The sequence below is a fragment of the Microbacterium sp. MMO-35 genome (assembly GCF_037147555.1).
Lineage (GTDB): Bacteria > Actinomycetota > Actinomycetes > Actinomycetales > Microbacteriaceae > Microbacterium.
This window is the reverse complement of the sequence record NZ_JBBCVH010000006.1, coordinates 17,930-37,403: the sequence shown is the minus strand read 5'-3', so window position 1 is coordinate 37,403 and position 19,474 is coordinate 17,930. Positions and strand designations below refer to the sequence as shown.

19 protein-coding genes are annotated in these 19,474 nt (G+C 72.9%); 10 read left to right on the top strand and 9 right to left on the bottom strand.

Annotated elements, in window-relative coordinates:
* Positions 1–35 precede the first annotated feature (35 nt).
* Together WFJ01_RS13425 and WFJ01_RS13420 are read right to left on the bottom strand one after the other, a co-directional pair.
* On the bottom strand, positions 36–2,024 hold the full coding sequence (locus tag WFJ01_RS13425) for a YhgE/Pip domain-containing protein (protein WP_336629312.1): 1,989 nt from the start codon (positions 2,022–2,024) through the stop codon (positions 36–38).
* Positions 2,021–4,831, bottom strand: a complete 2,811-nt coding sequence (locus WFJ01_RS13420) for an MMPL family transporter (protein WP_336629311.1) — start codon at positions 4,829–4,831, stop codon at positions 2,021–2,023. The genes WFJ01_RS13425 and WFJ01_RS13420 overlap by 4 nt, the downstream gene beginning before the upstream one ends.
* A gap of 137 nt (positions 4,832–4,968) precedes the next feature.
* Between WFJ01_RS13420 and WFJ01_RS13415 the strand changes: the two genes are divergently transcribed.
* Positions 4,969–5,589 carry a TetR/AcrR family transcriptional regulator gene (locus WFJ01_RS13415; protein WP_251438765.1) on the top strand — a complete coding sequence of 207 codons (621 nt, stop codon included), beginning with the start codon at positions 4,969–4,971 and terminating at the stop codon, positions 5,587–5,589.
* Between the two features lie 19 nt (positions 5,590–5,608).
* Here the strand turns inward: WFJ01_RS13415 and WFJ01_RS13410 are convergent, their stop codons facing one another.
* Entirely contained in the window at positions 5,609–6,598 is a 990-nt protein-coding gene (locus WFJ01_RS13410; protein ID WP_336629310.1) for an o-succinylbenzoate synthase, read from the bottom strand.
* 232 nt (positions 6,599–6,830) lie between these two features.
* Positions 6,831–7,844: a GNAT family N-acetyltransferase gene (locus WFJ01_RS13405; protein ID WP_336629309.1), complete on the bottom strand. Its 1,014-nt coding sequence runs from the start codon at positions 7,842–7,844 to the stop codon at positions 6,831–6,833.
* A gap of 77 nt (positions 7,845–7,921) precedes the next feature.
* Here WFJ01_RS13405 and WFJ01_RS13400 point away from each other — a divergent pair, with 77 nt between their 5' ends.
* The 6 genes from WFJ01_RS13400 (at position 7,922) to WFJ01_RS13375 (ending at position 13,446) form a co-directional block, all read left to right on the top strand.
* On the top strand, positions 7,922–8,245 hold the full coding sequence (locus WFJ01_RS13400; RefSeq protein ID WP_251438762.1) for a PadR family transcriptional regulator: 324 nt from the start codon (positions 7,922–7,924) through the stop codon (positions 8,243–8,245).
* Positions 8,246–8,264: 19 nt separating this feature from the next.
* Positions 8,265–9,221, top strand: coding sequence for a permease prefix domain 1-containing protein (locus tag WFJ01_RS13395; protein WP_336629308.1), 957 nt, complete (start codon positions 8,265–8,267; stop codon positions 9,219–9,221).
* Positions 9,222–9,260: 39 nt separating this feature from the next.
* The gene (locus WFJ01_RS13390) at positions 9,261–10,178 is read left to right on the top strand and encodes a 1,4-dihydroxy-2-naphthoyl-CoA synthase (protein ID WP_336629307.1); all 918 of its coding nucleotides are present in this window, start codon (positions 9,261–9,263) and stop codon (positions 10,176–10,178) included.
* A 120-nt stretch (positions 10,179–10,298) separates the two neighbouring features.
* On the top strand, positions 10,299–11,474 hold the full coding sequence (locus WFJ01_RS13385) for an AMP-binding protein (protein WP_336629306.1): 1,176 nt from the start codon (positions 10,299–10,301) through the stop codon (positions 11,472–11,474).
* 32 nt (positions 11,475–11,506) lie between these two features.
* A complete protein-coding gene (locus tag WFJ01_RS13380) occupies positions 11,507–12,703 on the top strand; it encodes a sensor histidine kinase (protein WP_295033206.1) in 1,197 nt (398 codons plus the stop codon).
* Positions 12,704–12,807: 104 nt separating this feature from the next.
* Positions 12,808–13,446: a response regulator gene (locus WFJ01_RS13375; RefSeq protein ID WP_251438757.1), complete on the top strand. Its 639-nt coding sequence runs from the start codon at positions 12,808–12,810 to the stop codon at positions 13,444–13,446.
* Between the two features lie 18 nt (positions 13,447–13,464).
* On the opposite strand, the gene WFJ01_RS13370 is transcribed toward WFJ01_RS13375, so the two are convergent.
* Entirely contained in the window at positions 13,465–14,334 is an 870-nt protein-coding gene (locus tag WFJ01_RS13370; RefSeq protein ID WP_251438756.1) for a LysR family transcriptional regulator, read from the bottom strand.
* An 85-nt stretch (positions 14,335–14,419) separates the two neighbouring features.
* On the opposite strand from WFJ01_RS13370, the gene WFJ01_RS13365 reads away from it, so the two are divergent.
* The 3 genes from WFJ01_RS13365 to WFJ01_RS13355 all read left to right on the top strand — a co-directional run bounded on the left by WFJ01_RS13365 (position 14,420) and on the right by WFJ01_RS13355 (position 17,291).
* Positions 14,420–14,920, top strand: a complete 501-nt coding sequence (locus WFJ01_RS13365) for a carboxymuconolactone decarboxylase family protein (protein WP_336629305.1) — start codon at positions 14,420–14,422, stop codon at positions 14,918–14,920.
* Between the two features lie 125 nt (positions 14,921–15,045).
* Positions 15,046–15,834 carry an ABC transporter ATP-binding protein gene (locus WFJ01_RS13360; RefSeq protein ID WP_251438754.1) on the top strand — a complete coding sequence of 263 codons (789 nt, stop codon included), beginning with the start codon at positions 15,046–15,048 and terminating at the stop codon, positions 15,832–15,834.
* Positions 15,831–17,291: an ABC transporter permease gene (locus WFJ01_RS13355; RefSeq protein WP_336629304.1), complete on the top strand. Its 1,461-nt coding sequence runs from the start codon at positions 15,831–15,833 to the stop codon at positions 17,289–17,291. Before WFJ01_RS13360 ends, WFJ01_RS13355 begins: the two co-directional genes overlap by 4 nt.
* A gap of 13 nt (positions 17,292–17,304) precedes the next feature.
* Here the strand turns inward: WFJ01_RS13355 and WFJ01_RS13350 are convergent, their stop codons facing one another.
* The 4 genes from WFJ01_RS13350 to WFJ01_RS13335 form a co-directional block, all read right to left on the bottom strand.
* Positions 17,305–17,823, bottom strand: a complete 519-nt coding sequence (locus tag WFJ01_RS13350) for a hypothetical protein (protein WP_251438752.1) — start codon at positions 17,821–17,823, stop codon at positions 17,305–17,307.
* The gene (locus WFJ01_RS13345) at positions 17,820–18,308 is read right to left on the bottom strand and encodes a SprT-like domain-containing protein (protein WP_336629303.1); all 489 of its coding nucleotides are present in this window, start codon (positions 18,306–18,308) and stop codon (positions 17,820–17,822) included. Before WFJ01_RS13345 ends, WFJ01_RS13350 begins: the two co-directional genes overlap by 4 nt.
* Positions 18,309–18,317: 9 nt before the next feature.
* Positions 18,318–18,617, bottom strand: a complete 300-nt coding sequence (locus WFJ01_RS13340) for a hypothetical protein (protein WP_336629302.1) — start codon at positions 18,615–18,617, stop codon at positions 18,318–18,320.
* A 274-nt stretch (positions 18,618–18,891) separates the two neighbouring features.
* Positions 18,892–19,419 (bottom strand): hypothetical protein, encoded by a 528-nt coding sequence (locus WFJ01_RS13335; protein WP_251438750.1) that lies wholly within the window; start codon positions 19,417–19,419, stop codon positions 18,892–18,894.
* Positions 19,420–19,474 lie beyond the last annotated feature (55 nt).

Genomic DNA, 19,474 nt, shown 5'->3' with positions numbered 1-19,474 from the left:
CGGTCTCGCGGCTCAAGGCCGGGGGCAGGCGGCGGTCAGGCCGCGAGGGCGAGGACCGCCTTCGCGCTCGTGGTGCGCCGGGCCGTCACGGCCAGGGTCGTCGCGATCAGCGCCAGCACGGTCCAGACCAGGAGCGCCGCGATGGCCGAGCCGGTGCCGTCGCCGCCGAGCAGACCCGTCGCCGCAGGGGACGTGGGCAGGAACCCGGCGATCGTGGCGAGCCAGCCGGGCAGCGTCGAGATGATCCCCGCGCCGAGCGCGGCCACGCCGATGATCGCCGCGAGCCATCGCCCGATCCCGCCGAGCACGGCGACGAGCGCCTGGTTCACCGCGGCGAAGGCCACGCCCGCCAGCACGGCGACGCCGGTGAAGCCCCACCAGCGCGACGGGTCGTACTTCGCCACGACCTCGACCACGAGCGCCACCAGCAGGCCCTGACCCGCACCGAGGGCGGCGGCCGGGGCGAACGCGCGCAGCGCGAGCAGGGCCGAAGGGCGGCGCGAGGTGAGCGCCCGCGCGGTGAAGGCGCGCATCACGAGGAACGACACGAGACCGCCGAACCACAGCACCACGGCCGCCAGCAGCGGGATCGCGGTGGGGCCGAACATGCCGCCCGAGGTGTCGGCCTTGACCGGATCCGCGACGACCTCGGCGAGCGAGGACGCCTGGCTGTCGGTGCGCTTCGGCAGCGAATCCGCCGCCTGGTGCAGACCCGAGGCGAGGCCCGACGTGCCGGTCGCGAGGGATCCGATGCCGGTGCTGAGCTGGGATGCGCCGTCGGCGAGCTGCGTCGCCCCGGACTGCAGCCCCGTGGCGCCGGTGGCGAGGTTCCCCGCACCGGTCGCGCTCTGAGAGGTGCCGTCGGCGAGCTGGCCGAGTCCTGCGGACAGCTGGTTGATGCCGTCGGCGGCGGTGCGGAACTGGCCCGCGACGGTGGCGGTGGCTGCGGTGTCGAACTGGGAGAGCGCGGTGACCGAGGCAGTGGCGTAGCCGCTGGCGGTGCCGGCGGACGTAGCCGCTGTCTGGGCTTGGTCGAACGCCGTCTTGATCTGCTCGCACACGCTCGACGGGAGGGCGCTGTTCGGCGGCGCGCACTGCGCGAGGAGGTTGCCCAACGAGGTCGCAACGGTGAGAGCGTCGTCTCCGGCCTGCTTCGCGTTGCTCGCGGTCGCCGCCGCGACTCCGCTGACGTCGGCCGGTACGAGCCCCTGCGCCTGCAGTGCGTCTGCGCCCTGTGCGAGCTGTGCACCCGCCTGGTTCGCACCGGTCTGCGCGGATGTGATGCCGTTCGCGATCGTGCCGAGGCCGTTCGAGAGCTGGGACGCGCCGTCGGCGAGCTGGCCCGCCCCGTCGGCGAGCTTGGTCGCGCCGTCGGGTAGTGCGGCGGCACCGGTCGCGGCCGACTTCGCGCCGTTCGCGAGCTGGTCGGCGCCGTCGGCGGCCTGACCGATCTTGTCGCCCAGGGTGCTGAACCCGACGAGCACGTTCTGCAGGGTGCTCTTCGAGATCGTCGTGCCCATGGTCGCCGCGGCCGTGGCGGCGATCTGGTTCGCGATGAGGCCGTCCGCGGCGCGCGCCTGCGGTGCCGTCGTGACCGAGATGGTCGCCTGCTCCGCCGAGGCCCCCGGATCCTGGATCGCGCTGCCGCCCGAGACCGCGGCGGCGGAGAAGTCCTTGGGGATCCGCACGACGGCCTGGTAGGTGCCGTCCTTGAGCCCCGCGGCCGCGTCCTTCTCGTTGGAGACGACCCAGGTGAGGTTCTCGTCCTTCGCACCGGTGCCCTTCACGAGACCCGCGGAGAGCTGACGGCCGAGGGGCGCGAGCTGCCCGTCGACCTTCACGGGCTCGTCGTCGTTCACGATCGCCGCCGTCATGGTGTCGAGATGCTGCGTCGGATCCTGGAGGGCGGCGACGAGCACTCCGCCCAGCACGGCGGGCAGCAGCAGCACGCCGATGAGGGTGAGCGCCGTGATCGGCTTGTGCGTGCGGGCGCGTTCGATCAGCGCGGACAGACGGGAGGTCATGCGGTCACCTCGTCGAGGTCGGTGGCGGGCGCGTCGGGGTCGAGGAGCGCTGGCGCCGCGGCGGGCGGGTGGTCCAGATCACGCGTGTGCGGATCCGTCCACCCGGCGTCGGTCAGCAGCCGGGTGGCCGCGGAGGCGTCGGCGGCGGTGGCGACGACGGCGAGAGCCCCGCGTCCCGCCGCGTCCCGCAGCATGGCTGCGGCCTGCTCGCCCTGCGCGAGGGTGAGGCGATCGGCGCCGTCGATCACGACGAGCGAGGTGCGCCCGCGCAGCGCCTCGCGCAGCTCGTGCAGCGGATCCGGCGCATCGGCCGCCGCGTGCGTCGTGTCGTCGACGAGCACCAGGCCGACATGCGCGCGCACCCAGGCGGCGCGTCCCGGCAGCAGGTGCCCGGCCACGCGCAGAAGGCCCTCGGAGGGGAGGCGTCCGGCGAGCGCCAGCGCCACGGCCCGGCGCACCGCGTCGTCCCGTCCGGTGAGCACGAGTGCCGAGCCCGACGGCACGCGCAGGTCGAGCTTCTCGACCGCACCCGGGACGGTCACGCCGTCGGCGGCGACCACCGAGTCGTCCCCCGGCCAGTCGGCGAGATGCCGTTCGCGCTCGACGGCCTCGCCCTCGATGTCGACGCTCGGCAGGATCCGCTCGAGCCACGCGGGGATCTCCCACGCGCGCTCGCCGAGGATCGCCATGAGCGCCGGGATCAGGGTCATCCGCACGAGGAAGGCGTCGATCGCGATGCCCGCGGCGAGTCCCAGCGCGATCGGCTTGAGCGAGGAGTCGCCCTCGGGCACGAAGGCCACGAACACGGCGAACATGATGAGCCCGGCGGCGGTGACGACCTTCGCGGAGCCGGTGAAGCCCCCGCGCACGGCGCGCAGCGCGGCGGCCCGGCGCTCGGCGCGGTCGGGGCTGCGGGAACCCGCGTCGTGCACATAGTCCTCGCGCATCCGCGAGACCAGGAACACCTGGTAGTCCATGGCCAGGCCGAACAGCACGCCCATGAGGATGATCGGCATGAAGCTGATGATCGGACCGACCCGGGCGACGTGCAGGGCGTCGGCGAACCAGCCCCACTCGAAGACCGCGGAGACCACGCCGAACGCGGCCACGATCGAGAGCAGGTAGCCGAGCGCCGCGGTGACGGGCACCCAGATCGAGCGGAACACGATCGTCAGCAGCACGAGCGACAGGCCGATCACGAAGATGCCGAACGGCAGGAGCGCCGCGCCGAGCTGGTCGGAGATGTCGATCGCGACGGCGGTGAACCCGGTCACCTTCACGTCGATGCCGAACTTCTTGAGCCACTCGTCGTGATGCGAGCGCAGCTCGCGCACGAGGTCGGCGGTCGCGGGGGCGTCCGGCGCGGTGGTGGGGATCACCTGGACGATGCCGGTGTCGGCGGTCTCGTTCGGGGTCGCGAGGGCGATCTCGGCGACGCCCGGGAGCTTGCCGACCGCGTCGCCCAGATCGTTCATCAGCCCGACCGGATCGTTCGAGGTGACGATCGTGCCGGTGAGGATGAGCGGCCCGTTGAAGCCGGGGCCGAAGTGCTCGGCGGTGAGGTCGTAGTTCTCGCGGGCCTCGGATCCCTTCGGTTGCACGCCGGAGTTCGGCAGGGCCAGGGCGAGGCTCGCGGCGGGGACGGCGACGACGCCGAGTCCGAGCACGATCGCGATCGCGACGAGCACGGGGTGCTTCGTGACGCCGCCCACCCAGCGCTCCGAGAAGCGGCGGCGCGCGGTCGCGTCCTGCTGGCCCTTGCGCGGGCGACGCGGCCGGACGGGGCGGCCCACGACGCGCCCCTTCAGGAAGCCGAGGATGGCCGGGGTGAGGGTCACCGCGATCAGCACCGCGATCAGCACCGCCACGGCGGCGGCGATCCCCATCGTGGTGAGGAACGGGATGCCGGCGAAGCCGAGCCCGATCAGCGCGATGAGCACCGTGATCCCGGCGAACACCACCGCGGATCCGGCCGTGCCCGTGGCCCGCGAGGCCGACTCCTCCGGATCCACGCCGGCGCGCACCTGATCCTGATGTCGCGCCATGATGAACAGGGCGTAGTCGATCCCGACGGCGAGTCCGAGCATGAGCGCGAGCAGCGGCGTCGTCGAGGACACCGGGGCGAAGGCGGTGGCGGCGAAGATCGCGGCCATCGAGACGCCGACGCCGAGCATCGCGGTGAGCAGCGGCATGCCCGCGACCACGAAGGAGCGGAACGCGACGATCAGCACGAGGAGGGCAACGACCAGCCCGACGCCCTCGGTGATCGAGATCGCCGGGATCGACATCGAGAACAGGTCGCCGCCGATGACCGCCCTGGATCCCTTCGGCAGCTCCTTCTCGAGGTCGCTCACGGCCGTGCGCAGCGTGTCCTTGGTGGCTGCGGACACGTCGGAGGCCTGGCCGTCGAACTGCAGGCGCACGATCGCGGCCGAGCTGTCGTCGCTCACCATCCCGGTGACGTGCGTGTCGTAGGGGCTCGTCGCGGCGAGGACGCCGTGGACCTTTCCGAGGTCGGTGACCGTCTGCTCGATCGGATCCCGGTAGTCGGCGGCGGTGACCCGGTCGCCGGGTGCGGCCACGACGATGAACTGGGCGCTCGTGCCGCTCACCTGGGGGAAGGTGCGCTCGAGCTGCTCGAGACCGGCCTGGGATTCGGTGCCGGGGATCGTGAAGGAGTTGTCGGTGCCCTTGCCGAGCGCCAGGGCGGCGCCGCCGGCGATGCCCAGCACCAGCAGCCAGGCGACGAGCACGCGCCAGGGGTGGCGGAACGACCAGCGTCCGAGCGAGGAGAGCAGAGTCGACACGGTTCCTCCGGAGGGAGTTCAGGCGGGTTCGATACACTGATGTATTCGATACGTGAATGTATCGTAGAACGACGGCACCGGGATAATCTGTGCGCGGGATGTGAATCGCGCACAGCGGCGCGACGACGGAGGTGCAGATGACCGGCAATGCGACCAGGAGCCGGGAGAACACGCGGGCGCGGCTGCTCGAAGCAGCGGCGCTGGTGTTCGCCGAAGAGGGACTGGACGGGGCGACCGTCGAGGCGGTGTGCGAACGCGCCGGCTTCACGCGCGGTGCGTTCTACTCGAACTTCGAGTCGAAGGACGAGCTGTTCCTCGAGCTGGCCGGATCCGTGTCGGCCGAACGGCTCACCGCCGTGCGCGCGCGGGTGAACGAGCTGAACGAGGCCGGCGCGCTCGCCCAGGACTGCGACGCCACCACGCTCGTGCAGCAGGTCATGGACACCGGCAGCGACGACCGCCTGGGTGTGATGCTGCTCAGCGAGATCCGGCTGAGGGCGCTCCGCGACCACGCCTGGGGCCGGGCCTATCTCAAGCAGGAGCAGGAGATGGTCGACGGCATCGCGCGGATCATCGACGACATCGTCGCGACCGGCACGATGTCGCTGCGGGTCGAGCCGGAGGTCGCGGCCCGCATGCTGCTCGTCGTCTGGGAGGGCATGACCGTGCGGGGGGCGATGGCGGGCCAGGACGACGCCCAGCTGCGCCGCACCGGGAGCGTCGAGCTCGGACGGCTGGTGTCCCTGCTGCTCGGCTGAGACCCGGGTGTGGGGCGGCTCAGCGCGGATCCGCGTCCAGCAGCGCGTGGCAGCGGGTGAGCCGCGCGAGCCACCAGTCCCGGCGGGCGGCCGGAGCCTCCAGGCGGGCCAGGGCGGTCGCATCGGGCGTCACCCGGGCGGCGGACACGACCCCGCCGTGCGGGCGGGCATCGGCGACGTCGTCGGCGAAGAGCGACGCCGTGCCGAGGCCGCAGTCGTAGTCGAGCGCCGGCAGCGCCGCGGCCAGTGCCGCCCCGAGGGACAGGCCGACCGCCGTGTCCAGCGCGCTCGAGACGACGACGGGCAGCCCTGCCTCCGCGACGATGTCGAGGGCCCGGCGGATGCCGCCGAGCGGCTGCGCCTTGATCACCAGCAGATCGGCCGCCCCCGCGCGGGCGACCGCGAGGGGGTCCTCCGCCCTGCGCACGCTCTCGTCCGCGGCGATCGGGATGTCGAGATAGCGGATCCGCTCGCGCAGCTCGACGAGCTCGTCGACGCCCGCGCACGGCTGCTCGGCGTACTCCAGGTCGAACGGGGCCAGGGCGTGGATCGCGCGCTCGGCCTCGTCGACGTTCCAGCCGGCGTTCGCATCGATCCGGATCCGCCCCTCCGGTCCCATCTCCGCCCGCACGGCGCGCACGCGGGCGACGTCGTCGGAGAGCCCCTGCCCCGCCTCGGCCACCTTGACCTTCGCGGTGCGGCAGCCGTCGAAGCGCGCGAGCACATCGGGCACCCGTTCCGCGGGCACGGCGGGGATCGTGGCGTTCACCCGGATCTCGTCGCGCACGGCGTCGGGGCGGGGGTGCCAGGCGTCCGCGATCGCGGCGGCCAGCCAGGTGGACGCCTCGGCGTCGTCGTACTCGGCGAACGGCGAGAACTCGGCCCAGCCCTGCGGCCCCTCGAACAGCAGCGCCTCGCGGACGTCCACCCCGCGGAAGCGCGTGTGCATCGGGAGCGCGACCACCCGTGCGGTCTCGAGGATCTCGGCGAGCGGGGGGACGTCGGTCATGCCCCCATCATGCACCCGTCGGCGTCGCCGGCGCGGGTGCGGCAGCTCGACGGCGCGGGCTCCGCCGCTCCGTCCGTGACGATCGGCACACCATGTGACGATCAGCACACGAATCGCCCGGATCCCTGTGCTGATCGTCACCGCGTGTGCCGATCGTGGCGGCCCTCGTCGGTCGCGGAGGAGGTCGGCCCGCGGATCCGGCCAGCGGGCTCGGGCCGTCGCCCGGCGCGGCTCAGCCGAGCCGCTTCTGCAGTTCGGCCATGCGCGCCGTCAGGGTGAATCCGAGGCGCGCGTTGACCGCGAGCATGTGCGCGTTCGACTCCGCGTTGAACGTGTAGACGTGAGGCGTCTGCGGGGAGTGCTGTTGCAGGGCGCGCAGGTTCTCGAGCTTGATGCGCAGGCCGATCCCGTGTCCGCGGTCCTCGCGACGCACCAGGGTGCCCCATTGATAGGCGTTCCCGTCATCCTCCGAGACGACGAGCTGCGTGTACCCGGCGACCCGACCGTCCGGTGCGATCGCGATCGTGCCGAACGAGGTGCGGTGCTGCGCCGCCTGCAGCGCCTCGTCCGCGCGGAAGTCCTGCACGTCGGCGGATGCGGCGTCGATGTCGAGATCACCCGTGGGCGCCTCGGTGTCCAGGCTGGCGTCCAGGGCCGCCCACTCGGCCACGAACTCCTCCGGGACCGGTCCGACCCAGCTGCGGATCCGGTACCCCTCCGCCGGGGCCTCGGCGACCAGTGCTGCGATGGCCTCGTCCGCGATCGGCAGGTCGAGCCGGTTCTGCAGGTCGCCGAGCGCGACGTCGTATCCGTGGCGGCGGGCGAACTCCCGATTCGCCGCGCCGGTGCCATCCGCGGGCAGGGACGCCGGCCAGAAGATGTCGGCGCGCATCGTGGTGCGACCCGCTCGTCCCGCCTCGTCCTCGAGCGCGGCGAGGAGCGCGGATCCGATGCCGCGGCGGCGGTGCTGCGGCGGGACGTTCACGCCGACGGCGGCGACGTGCCGATTGTCCTTGAGCGTCAGGGCGAGCGAGGCGGATCCGACGACGACGCCCTCTTCCACCGCGACGTACGCCCGGCGGCTGGACCGGGCGGACTCCTGCTGCAGCTCGGCGCGGCTCTCCTCGCGGGACCAGACCGTCGCGTCCTCGCCGAGATCGGCCCGGCGGGCGGCCGCATACGCGTCCCACCAGGCGTCCACCGCCGCGTGGTCGTAGGGGTCGACGGGGCGGATCTCGATCGTCATGCCTCCACGCTACGGGAGTGCGACAGACAGGATCGTGCGATTGACAATAGTGTGTGAGACACACTATGGTGTTGACCATGAACGACGAGGAGTTCGACGGGCACCTGCAGGAGCTGCGGCGCGGCACGATCGTGCTCGCGAGCCTGCGGCTGCTGCGCGAGCCCGGATACGGCTACGGCCTGCTCGAGCAGCTGAGCGCCGCCGGATTCCCCACCGACTCGAACACGCTCTACCCCCTGCTGCGCCGCCTCGAGAAGCAGGGATACCTCGTGAGCGAGTGGAACACCGAGGAGGCGCGCCCGCGCAAGTTCTACCGCACCTCCGACGCCGGGCTGCGCCTGGCCGACACCCTCAGCCGCGACGTGCAGGCGATCGCCGCCGCCGCGAAGAAGCTTCCCTGACCTCCTGGAGGAGAACATCATGGACACCGACACGTCGCTCGTCGAGCGATACGTGACCGCGGTCGCGCGGTCCGTCCCCGCCGCCGATCGGGCGGAGGTCTCCGCCGAGCTGCGCGCGTCGATCGCCGACGAGGTCGAGGGCCGCATCGCCGCCGGCGAGGAGCCCGCCGCGGCCGAGTACGCCGTGATCGCCGAGCTCGGGGATCCAATCGCCTACGCCGCGTCGCTCTCCGGCCGCCCGCTCGTGCTGATCGGGCCGCGCTACTACGCCGCGTGGCTCCGGCTGCTGCGCCTGCTGCTCATCATCGTCGTGCCCGTCGCCGCGCTCATCGCGGGGCTCGTCCGGGCGATCGGGGGAGGCGACGTGGGCGCGGTGATCGGATCCATGATCCCGGCGATCATCATGTCCGGCGTGCAGGTCGCGTTCTGGACGACCCTGGTCCTCGCCGTGCTGGAGCGGGTGGGATCCACCGGCGACACGGTGCTCGACTGGACGCCCGACAAGCTGCCGCGCACGGTGATCCCCACCGCGCGGCTCTCGGATCTGATCGGCATCGCCGTCATGACCGTGCTGCTCGTCGGCTCCGTCGTCTGGGACCGGACCATCGGCTGGGGTGACCAGCACGTCCACGTCCTGGCGCCGGGACTGTGGCCGTGGGTGATGATCGCGTGGTTCGGGCTGCTCGCGATCGGTCTGGTCGTCGAGGCGATCGTCGCCGTGCGGGGGCGCTGGAGCGCACCGCTCGCGGCGGTGAGCATCGCGGCGAGCATGGTCGCGATGATCGGCGCGATCATGCTGGTCTGGCGCGGTGCGGTGATCGCCCCCGACCTGATGGCGCGGATGCAGGCCGCGAGCACCCCGACGGCGGACATCGTGCAGATCGTGAACATCTCGATCACGGCGGTGCTGGGCGGGATCCTCATCGGCCTGCTGTTCGACGCCTACCGCAAGCTCGGTCTCGCCCGGGAGGTATGAGCGGTCCGCTGCGGGCGACAGCCGGAATAGGCTGGATCCGTGACTGACAAGCTCGTCTCCGACCTGTTCGATCCGGCTGAGTGGACGCTCGCCCCGGGCACGGGGGAGTACACCGACATCACGGCGCACGTCTCGAACGACGGGCGGATCGCCCGCATCGCCTTCGACCGGCCCGAGGTGCGCAACGCCTTCCGCCCGCACACGGTGGACGAGCTCTACCGCGCGCTCGACGAGGCGCGGCAGGACCCCCGGATCGGCGTCGTGCTGCTCACCGGCAACGGACCGAGCCCGAAGGACGGCGGCTGGGCGTTCTGCTCGGGCGGCGACCAGCGGATCCGCGGGCGGGACGGCTACAAGTACTCCGAGGACGAGACCGCGGTGCCGGCCGAGCAGCAGGCTCGGGCCGGTCGCCTGCACATCCTCGAGGTGCAGCGGCTCATCCGGTTCATGCCCAAGGTCGTCATCGCGGTCGTGCCCGGCTGGGCGGCCGGAGGCGGGCACTCGCTGCACGTGGTCTGCGACCTGACGATCGCGAGCGCCGAGCACGGCCGGTTCAAGCAGACCGATGCGGATGTCGGATCCTTCGACGCCGGCTACGGATCCGCGTACATGGCCCGTCAGACCGGGCAGAAGTTCGCCCGCGAGGTGTTCTTCCTCGCCGAGGAGTACTCCGCCGAGCGGGCGATGCAGGCGGGGGCCGTGAACCGCGTCGTGCCGCACGCCGAGCTCGAGCGCGAGGCCATCGCGATGGCCCGCACGATCCTCACCAAGTCGCCCACGGCGATCCGCATGCTGAAGTTCGCCTTCAACGCCGTCGACGACGGACTGGTCGGGCAGCAGGTCTTCGCCGGCGAGGCCACCCGCCTCGCCTACGGCACCGACGAGGCCGTCGAAGGACGCGACTCCTTCCTCGAGAAGCGCGAACCGGACTGGTCGCCGTACCCCTGGCACTTCTGATTCTCCGCGAGAAACCACGTCCCGCACGAGACGTCACGCGGGGACGGGATTCTCACGCGGGATCCGGTTTCTCGAAGATCGAATCGTAGGCCCTCGCACGGATCCGGGAAGGCGGTGCGCATGAGACTCGAGGCTCTCGACGGCGGGGACGCCGGTGCGGTGAGCGCCGCCCTCGCGGCGGCTCTCGACGGCACCCGGCCGCTGGCGCTCGGCTTCACGCCCGGAGCCGGCGACGTGGTACCGGAGGGAACGGCGGCGGTCATCGCCACCTCGGGTTCCACCGGGGTGCCCAAGCGCGTCGTGCTGTCCGCGGCGGCCCTGCGGGCGAGCGCCGCGGCGACGGCGCGGCGGATCGGATCCGGGCAGTGGCTGCTCGCCCTGTCGGCGGGATACGTCGCCGGCCTCCAGGTGCTCGTGCGGGCGCACCTCGCCGGCACCGAGCCGGCGCTGCTGGAGGGACGGTTCACCCCCGCGTCGTTCGTCGCCGCCGGCGACGGCCTCGGGCCGGGTCCCCGGTACACCTCGCTGGTGCCCGCGCAGCTCGCGACGCTCCTGGACGCGGCGGGGGATCCCGACGTGCGCCGCGTCCTCCGCTCCTTCGAGGCGGTGCTCATCGGCGGCCAGGCGCTCCCGCCCGCGCTCCGCGAACGCGCGGCGGATCTCGGTGTGCGCATCGTGCGCACCTATGGCTCGAGCGAGACCGCGGGCGGTTGCGTCTACGACGGGGTGCCGCTGGACGGCGTGCGCGTCGCGGCGGTCGACGGCGAGATCCGCCTGAGCGGGCCGACCCTCGCGGACGGCTACCTGCGGGACGACGAGCTCACGGCGCGCACGTTCGTCGCCGATGCGACCGGCGCGCGCTGGTACCGCACCGGTGACGCGGGGACCGTCGCCGACGGCCGCGTCGCCGTCACCGGCAGGATCGACAACGTCATCGTCTCGGGCGGCGTCAACGTCTCGCTGGACCGGGTCGAACGGGCGGTCCGCACGGTGCCCGGTCTCGAGGGTGCGGTCGTCGTCGCGGTGGACGACGCCCGGTGGGGGCAGGGTTCCGCCATCGTCGCCGCCCGCGCCGCCGACCCCGCCGCGCCGGCCGCTTCCGGCCCGGTCGCGCGGGGAGCCCTCCTCGCCGCCGCCCGGGACCGGGTGGCGGACGAGGTCGGGGCCGCCGCGCGCCCCGGCCGGCTCCTGCTCCTGGACGAGCTCCCGTTGCTCTCCTCGGGCAAGCCCGACCGGCGCGCGATCGCCGCGCTCGCCGCAGCGCACGCCGTGGCGGATACATCTCCCGGCGGATGACCGCGCCGGATCCGGTCGCGTACCGTGAGGGGGTGTTCCGCAGCATCCCGCGTTTCTGGCTCGTGTTCGACATCGTCGGCAGCGCCATCGGCCTGCTGCTCACCCTGCCGCTGACGTACACGTTCGAAGCGGGCACGATGAGCCGCTGGATCCCGGACGGCCCGGCATCGCTGCTGCTGGTGCTGCTGGTGGCGGTGATCCTGTGGGGCGCGGCGGCGATCAGCCGGCTCTCCCCGGTGCTCGCGCTGATCGTCGCGTGGGCCGGCGCCGTGCTGCAGATGGCGTGCGGCTTCTCGCCGGGGGCGTACAACCTCGCGATCCTCGCCGTGGTGTTCGCGACCTCGGCGTGGGGCTCGGTGCGACTGCTGTGGATCGGCGGGGCCTCCGCCCTGGGCGGCGGGCTCCTCGCGGGCGGCTACATGTCGCTCATCAACGAGCAGTCCCTCGTCCAGGACCCCCAGACCGGCCTGCGCGTGGCGCTGGTCGCCGTGCTGCTCGGCACCGTGTCCGTGCTCACCCTGGTGATGGCGTGGGGCGCGGGTCTGCTGTGGCGGGTCGTGCTGCGGGGCCGGAGCACCCGAGACGCGCAGGTGCGCGCCGAGGCGGTCGCGGCGGCCGAGCAGGAGCGGGTGCGGATCGCCCGCGACATGCACGATGTGGTCGCCCACTCGCTCGCGGTCGTGATCGCGCAGTCCGACGGCGCGCGGTACGCCGCGGCGGCCGACCCGGCGCAGGCGACCGCCGCGCTGACCACGATCGGGCAGACCGCGCGGGCCGCCCTCTCCGACGTGCGACTGCTGCTCGCGCAGCTGCGGCACAGCGAGGGGCAGGGGCCGCAGCCCACCCTCGCCGACCTCGAGACGCTGTACGCGCAGGTGCGCGCTGCGGGCATCGAGCCGCGCGTCACCGTCGACCCGATGCCGCCCGGGGAACCTCCGGCCGGCATCCAGCTCGCCGTCTACCGCATCCTGCAGGAGGCGCTGACGAACGCGATCCGGCACGGCTCGGGCGACGTCGACGTCTGGCTCGGCTGGCACGCCGACGGCGTGCAGATCACGGTCCGCAACGGCGTGCCCGCGACGCCGCGGCAGGCGCACGCGGAGCGCGGCCACGGCCTCATCGGCATGCGCGAGCGCGCGCAGCTCGTCGGCGGAACGCTCACCGCGGAGCACGAGGCGGCGGGCTTCGTGGTCCGTGCGGCGCTGCCGATCGGCACCGCTCCCGCGTGACCGCAGGATCGGGTCGCCCCGGCCCTGGCGCGAGGAGCCGGGGGAGCAACGATGACAGACTCTTGTCAGAGGCGCGGCGACTCCGCGCGGAACGAGGAGGCAGGATGATCCGGGTCGTGCTGGTCGACGACCAGGCGCTGTTCCGCGCCGGAATACGCATGCTCGTCGCGTCCCAGCCCGATCTCGAGGTGGTCGGAGAGGCGGGCGACGGCCAGGAGGCGATCCAGGTCGTCCGCGAGACGCGTCCGGACGTGGTCATGATGGACATCCGGATGCCCGTGATGGACGGACTGACGGCGACGGCGCACATCCTGGAGCAGGCGGATCCGCCCCGCATCGTGATGCTCACGACGTTCGACCTCGACGAGGCCGCGGCGCGCGCGATCCGTCAGGGCGCGAGCGGGTTCCTCCTCAAGGACGCGGATCCGGAGTTCCTGCTGGCCGCGATCCGCACCGTGCACTCCGGGTCCAGCGTGATCGCCGCCTCGGCCACCCGCGACCTGTTCGCGCACTTCGCCGCCCCCGCGCAGGCGCCGGTGCCGCCCAGCTACGACGACCTCACCGAGCGGGAGAAGGAGATCTTCGCGCTCGCCGCCCGCGGGTTGTCCAACGCGGAGATCGCCGCGCGCGAGTTCCTGTCCGAGGCGACGGTGAAGACGCACATCAGCCGCATCCTCACCAAGCTGGCGCTGCGCGATCGCGTGCAGCTCGTGGTGTTCGCGTTCGAGCACGGCCTGAACTGACGCCGCGTGCGCCGCGCGTCACTCCTCGGGGTGCAGCAGCTCCCGCAGGGCGCGGGCCGCGCGGGTCGGGTTCGCCCGCCACACCACGCCCAGGCGCGAGCGCACATCGGCGGCATCGATCGGGATCGCGCGGATGCCCTCCCAGCGCCGGCATGTCGCGGCGCTGACGACGCCGACCCCGAGCCCGCGCACGGCGAGCTTCTCCACGGCGGAAGGCGTGGACACCTCCCAGTGCGGCGCTCCCGCTCCGGGGCGCCCGGACAGCAGCGCGTCGAGCGCGGCACGGTCGCCGGTGCCCTCGGGCAGTGCGATGAGGTCCATGCCGACGAGCTCCGCGGGGCGGATCGCGCGCCGCGCGGCCCAAGGGTGGGACGGGGAGACCACGGCGACCATCGGATCGTCGAACACCACCGCGGAGCCCAGATCCGCCGGCGGCTGCTCGGCCCAGGCCGCCAGCGCGAGGTCGATCTCGCCGCGCCGGACCGCGTCGATCAGCCGTGCCGAGGTGTCCTCGCGCAGTCGCAGCTCGAGGCCGGGGTGCGCGGCGCTGATCTCGGCGAGGGCGTCGTAGAACCGCGGCCAGGTGAGGCCGAACACCGTGCCGACGCGCAGGGATCCGAGCAGCAGCCCGCGCAGGTCGGCCGCCGTCGCGCCGATCTCGCCGATCGCCTCGAGCGCGGCGCGGATCGCGGGCATCAGGCGCTCGCCCTCCTGGGTGAGGGCGACGCGGCGGGAGGTGCGGTCGAACAGCGCGACGCCGAGCTCGCGTTCGAGCTTCTGCACCTGCGTGCTCACGCCGGACTGACTGACCCGTACGCGCTCCGCGGCCGCGGTGAAGGAACCCGTCTCGACGACGGCCAGGACGTAGCGCAGCTGATGAAGTTCCATCTCTGAGACAGATGATAGCGATGGGAATCAGCTGTTGGACGGATGAATTCCGATCGCCCAGGCTGAAGAGGACGAAAGGAAGACCATGACCCTCACCGCCAGCACGACCCCGGCCGAGCCGACCGTCCCCGTCCCCGTCCGTCTCGACATCGACACGGTCGCGCCGCGCTTCTCCCGCGCGCTCGCGGGCCTCGACGCCGCGATGGTGCGCGAGCTCGACGCGGCGGGCATCGACGCCCGGCTGCGCGAGCTGGTGCGCCTGCGGGCTTCGCAGATCAACGGCTGCAGCTACTGCGTCGACCTGCACGCCGGCGACGCCGCGAAGGCCGGAGACACCGCCGCCCGCATCGCCGCGGTCGCCGTGTGGCAGGAGTCGCCGTTCTTCACCGCCCGCGAGCGCGCCGCGTTCGCGCTCACCGAGAGCATCACGCGTCTCTCCGAGACCCACGTGCCGGATGGGGACTGGGCCGCCGCGGCCACGCGCTTCTCGCCGGAGGAGCTCGGCGCGCTCGTCTCGCTCATCGTCGTGATCAACGCCTGGAACGCCGTCGGGGTCTCGACCCACGCCTGGACGGGGTCGATGTAGGCGAAGCGCGGGCGCCGCTGGGCGCCTGCTCGCGGAGCCGCAGGGCGCAGATCATCCTTGCGATGTACGGGGATGGATCCGCAGAGCGACGCGACGGGAGGGGCCGGATCCCTAGCGTCGAAGACATGGAGATCACGACCAGCGACCTGGGACTCGCAGCCCGCGTCCAGCACCTCACCAAGACCTACGGATCCGGCGAGGGCGCGGTGCGTGCCCTCGACGATGTCAGCGTCGGCATCCGCCGCGGCCAGTTCACCGCGATCATGGGTGCCTCCGGCTCGGGCAAGTCCACGCTGATGCACATCATGGCGGGCCTGGACACGCCGACCCGCGGGCGCGCCTGGATCGGCGACACGGAGATCAGCGGACTCGGCGACCTGGACCTCACGATCCTGCGCCGCAGGCGCGTCGGCTTCATCTTCCAGGCGTTCAACCTCGTGCCCACCCTGGACGCGCTCGGCAACATCCTGCTGCCGTTCGAGCTCGACGGACGTCGCCCCTCCGCGATCGAGCGGGCGCGGATCGACTCCCTCGTCGAGATCCTCGGCATCGGGCCGCGGCTCCGGCACCGCCCGCACCAGCTCTCCGGCGGCCAGCAGCAGCGCGTGGCCATCGCGCGGGCCCTGGCGACGGCGCCCGATCTCGTCTTCGCCGACGAGCCCACGGGCAACCTCGACTCCGCGTCGGGGCGCGAGGTGCTGCAGCTGCTGTCGACCGCGAGCCGCGAGCAGGGCCAGTCGATCGCGATGGTCACGCACGACGCGGTCGCCGCGAGCTACGCCGACCGGGTGCTGTTCCTCGGCGACGGCCGCATCGTCGCCGACCACCCGCGCCGCAGCGCCGACGAGATCGCGGGGCTCATGCTCTCCGGCGGCGCACCGGTCGCCGCAGCACGCACGGAGGTGCCGGCATGACCGCCGTCGCTCCGACCCTGCTGGAGACGCCGCTGAGCCCCTCGCGGATCGCGTTCCTGCGCGAGCGCGGGATGGGTTCGAGCGTGTTCGTCGCGGCGCTCACCGCGGCGTTCGGCGTCATCCTCGTCGACACCACGGGTTTCCTCGGCGCACTGCTGCAGAGCGACCCGACGATCGGGGACAGCAAGACCCTCGCGTACGTCGTGCAGATCCTGTCGGTGCTGCTCACCGCGGTCGCCATGTACGTGGCCGCGATCGTCACCGCCAACACGTTCTCGACGATCGTCGCCGGGCGCACCCGCCGCATCGCGCTGCTGCGCCTCATCGGCGCCTCAGCCCGGGCGCAGCGCACGGAGGTCGCGGGGCAGGGGCTCGCGGTCGGGATCATCGGGGCGATCCTCGGACTGATCGGCGGGGTGCTGCTGAGCTGGGCCGGGATCGCGGTCGGGTCCTCCTTCTTCGCCCATGCGCCGGTCGGGTTCTCGCCCCTGCAGCCGACCGTGCTGATCCCGGCCGTCGGCGTCGCGCTGACCACGTGGCTCGCCGCCTGGGCGGGGTCCCGCCGGGTGCTCACGGTGACGCCGCTGCAGGCGCTCGCGGGATCGGCCGAGCGCAGCGTCGAGGAGACCGGCACGGTCTCCTCCCGCCACCTGGGCGCCATCACGATGTTCGTGCTGGGCGGCGCCCTGCTCGCGGGCGGCGTCGTGTACGGACTGACCTCGCCGCTCGGCGTGGTGGTCGCGTTCTTCGGCGGCGTGTTCTCGTTCACGGGGCTCGCCATCGGCGCGGTGCTCATCATGCCGCCCGTGCTGCGGCTCGTGGGGCGCCTGTTCGGACGCAGCGCCACCGCGCGCCTCGCCGCGGAGAACGCACTGCGTCACCCCGAGCGCTCCAGCCGGATGGCGATCGGGGTGGTGATGGGCGTGACCCTCGTCACGATGTTCGCCGTGGCGATGGAGTCGGCCAAGGCACTGGTGGTGCGCTCGAGCGCGGAGAAGCTGCCGCCCGAGTACTTCGCCCCGTTCGACGTGTTCGGCACGGTGATGATGGTGCTCGTCGCAGTGTCGGCGGTGATCGCCGCGGTCGGGCTGGTCAACCTGCTGACGATCGGGGTGGTGCAGCGGCGGCGCGAGCTCGGCCTGCTGCGGGCGATCGGGCTGAGCAGCCGTCAGGTGCGCCGGATGGTGCTGCTGGAGGCGGCGCACGTGACGATCGCGGCGACCGCGACGGGTCTCGTGCTGGGCGTCGCCTACGGCTGGATCGCGGCCCAGTCGCTGCTCGGATCCGTGCCCTCGATGCCCGACTTCCATCCGGCGGGGCTCATCCCGCCCGTGATCCCGTGGGTGCCGGTGGTCGCGATCGTCGTGGCGACGGCCGTGCTCACGCTCGTGGCGTCGGTCGCGCCCACCCGGCTCGCGACCCGCGTCGCGCCGGTCGAGGCCCTCGCCGCCGACTGAAGCGCGGCAAGGATCAGGCAGGGCTGCGGGTGCTCCCCGCGGCCCTGTCCCAGCCCCGCGCGAGACGGCGGATCCGCCATCCGCGCCACTGCCACGCCGCCCACAGCACGGGCAGCAGCACGAGCGACCCCGGGCCGCCGAAGACGAGTCGGTCGCGCCAGAGCGCGCGCCCGCCGGGCAGAGCCGAGACGGCCATGCGGTGGTCCCAGACGTCGAGCGAGGAGAGCGGCCCGGTGAGCGGGATCCCGCTGTCGCGCAGGATGCGCACGGTCTCGCCTCGGTGCTCGCGGACCTCGTCGTAGGCGCTGATGAGCTGCGTGCCGACCGGGATCAAGCCGAACAGCCGCAGCCGCACCGCGGTGTGCAGCAGGGAGCCCTCGTCGGCGTGCGTGAGCGGCTCGACCACGATCACGGGGGCATAGAGGGCCGTGAGCACGGCGGGCGAGTGGAGGCAGGCCCAGGCGGCGTCCGCACTCGCCCGGATCCGGAACTTCAGCTGCACCTGCCGCAGCTTCGGGCTTGCCGTCGTCATCGCGGTGCCACCGCCGCCCGGCGATCCGCGGCCGTGATCTCGCGGCGGGTCCAGACCAGCAGGAACCGCTCGTCGTAGCGGCGCGAGCAGCGCGCGCACGACGACGCCCGGGTGGGGCGCCGATGCCGGTACGTCGTGTGCCCGGTCGGGCAGCGACCGACCCAGGGGGCCAGATCGGTCGCGGTCTCACCGTGGTGCGTGGTCCCGCCCACGTACCCCAGCGCGCGCGCCGTCCGCTTCCAGGCGGCCCCGTGCGCGGCCTGATGGCCGGCGAGGGCGTGCGCCACCTCATGCAGGAGCACCTGGTGGATCTCGTCGTCGTCGAACCGTGCCGCCAGATAGCGGGAGACGGTGATCCGCTTGTCGCGGTAGTTGCAGGCGCCCGCGCGGCGCTTGGCGTTGTCGAAACCGAACGACCAGGTCGGATCCAGATGCAGCCGGATCAGGGCCTCGCCCCAGATCCGCACTCGTTCCAACTCGGCCATGCACTCACGTTAGGCGATGCCGCCGACATCCGGGCGCGCTCCCCGGCGCGGTGCAGCGAACGGCAGGGGTGGGCCGTTGTGCAGGGAGGCCGGGCTGTTGTGCAGGGAGGGCGGGGTGTTGTGCAGGGAGGGCGGGGTGTTGTGCAGGGAGGGCGGGGTGTTGTGCAGGGAGGGCGGGGTGTTGTGCGGGGAGGGCGGGGTGTTGTGCAGGGAGGGCGGGGTGTTGTGCGGGGAGGGCGGGGTGTTGTGCAGGGAGGGCGGGGTGTTGTGCAGGGAGGGCGGGCCGTTGTGCAGGGACGCCGGTCTCACTCCCTGCAGCGACCGGCGGAAGTCCGCGGCGGACCGGATGGCGTGACGAGCGCCGACGGGTCGTGACCCTGCGGAACGCCGGACGCTCCCTGCAGAATGCCGGATGCTCCCTGCAGAATGCCGGACGCTCCCTGCGGAACGCCGGATGCTCCCTGCGGAACGCCGGACGCTCTCTGCGGAACGCCGGATGCTCCCTGCGGAACGCCGGACGCTCTCTGCGGAACGCCGGATGCTCCCTGCGGAACGCCGGACGCTCCCTGCAGAACGCCGAGGATCAGCCGTTGACGGCCACCGGATCCTGATGCCGCTCGACGGTCTCGATCGCGAGCAGTGCGGCCTCGAGCTCGGCGTCGGCGGCCCCGGCCTCGCGGCGGAGGAACAGGGTGCGCTTGAAGCTCTCCCTCGCCTGCTCGAACTCGCCGGCCTCGAAGGCGTTGCGTCCGCGGTGCTGATGCGCGAACGCCGCGATCGGCACCCAGCCCTGGCCCTCCGCCTCGGCGACGCAGGTCGCGAGCTCATGGTCGGCCGCGCCGTGCATGCGGCGGTACTGCAGCACGGTCGCATGCAGGACGCGAGCGCGCAGGAGGTCCTTCCGGGTGCCCGCCATGCGCGCCTGCCGCACGGTCTCCGCGGCGAGGACGAGCGCGTCGTCGAGGCGGCCGAGCACCTTGAGCAGCCACACCCGCTCGAGCATCGAGGGGAGGCTGCGCTGATCCCCGAGCTCGTCGAGACGCTCCTCGCACTCGGACGGATCCACGAGCTCGCGCAGTGAGTCCGGGTCGTATCCCTTGATGTAGCCCACGCGCCGCCCTCCTGTACCGCTCGCCGTGCCTTCCAGTCTGCCTGCGGATCGCGAG

What these genes read in the sequence shown, in the direction of transcription:
- WFJ01_RS13365 (WP_336629305.1), top strand. Translation starts at nt 14,420, where the DNA reads ATGACCCTCACCGCCAGCACGACCCCGGCCGAGCCGACCGTCCCCGTC.
- WFJ01_RS13350 (WP_251438752.1), bottom strand. Translation starts at nt 17,823, where the DNA reads ATGACGACGGCAAGCCCGAAGCTGCGGCAGGTGCAGCTGAAGTTCCGG.
- WFJ01_RS13355 (WP_336629304.1), top strand. Translation starts at nt 15,831, where the DNA reads ATGACCGCCGTCGCTCCGACCCTGCTGGAGACGCCGCTGAGCCCCTCG.
- WFJ01_RS13385 (WP_336629306.1), top strand. Translation starts at nt 10,299, where the DNA reads ATGAGACTCGAGGCTCTCGACGGCGGGGACGCCGGTGCGGTGAGCGCC.
- WFJ01_RS13415 (WP_251438765.1), top strand. Translation starts at nt 4,969, where the DNA reads ATGACCGGCAATGCGACCAGGAGCCGGGAGAACACGCGGGCGCGGCTG.
- WFJ01_RS13405 (WP_336629309.1), bottom strand. Translation starts at nt 7,844, where the DNA reads ATGACGATCGAGATCCGCCCCGTCGACCCCTACGACCACGCGGCGGTG.
- WFJ01_RS13410 (WP_336629310.1), bottom strand. Translation starts at nt 6,598, where the DNA reads ATGACCGACGTCCCCCCGCTCGCCGAGATCCTCGAGACCGCACGGGTG.
- WFJ01_RS13375 (WP_251438757.1), top strand. Translation starts at nt 12,808, where the DNA reads ATGATCCGGGTCGTGCTGGTCGACGACCAGGCGCTGTTCCGCGCCGGA.
- WFJ01_RS13400 (WP_251438762.1), top strand. Translation starts at nt 7,922, where the DNA reads ATGAACGACGAGGAGTTCGACGGGCACCTGCAGGAGCTGCGGCGCGGC.
- WFJ01_RS13425 (WP_336629312.1), bottom strand. Translation starts at nt 2,024, where the DNA reads ATGACCTCCCGTCTGTCCGCGCTGATCGAACGCGCCCGCACGCACAAG.
- WFJ01_RS13345 (WP_336629303.1), bottom strand. Translation starts at nt 18,308, where the DNA reads ATGGCCGAGTTGGAACGAGTGCGGATCTGGGGCGAGGCCCTGATCCGG.
- WFJ01_RS13370 (WP_251438756.1), bottom strand. Translation starts at nt 14,334, where the DNA reads ATGGAACTTCATCAGCTGCGCTACGTCCTGGCCGTCGTCGAGACGGGT.
- WFJ01_RS13395 (WP_336629308.1), top strand. Translation starts at nt 8,265, where the DNA reads ATGGACACCGACACGTCGCTCGTCGAGCGATACGTGACCGCGGTCGCG.
- WFJ01_RS13360 (WP_251438754.1), top strand. Translation starts at nt 15,046, where the DNA reads ATGGAGATCACGACCAGCGACCTGGGACTCGCAGCCCGCGTCCAGCAC.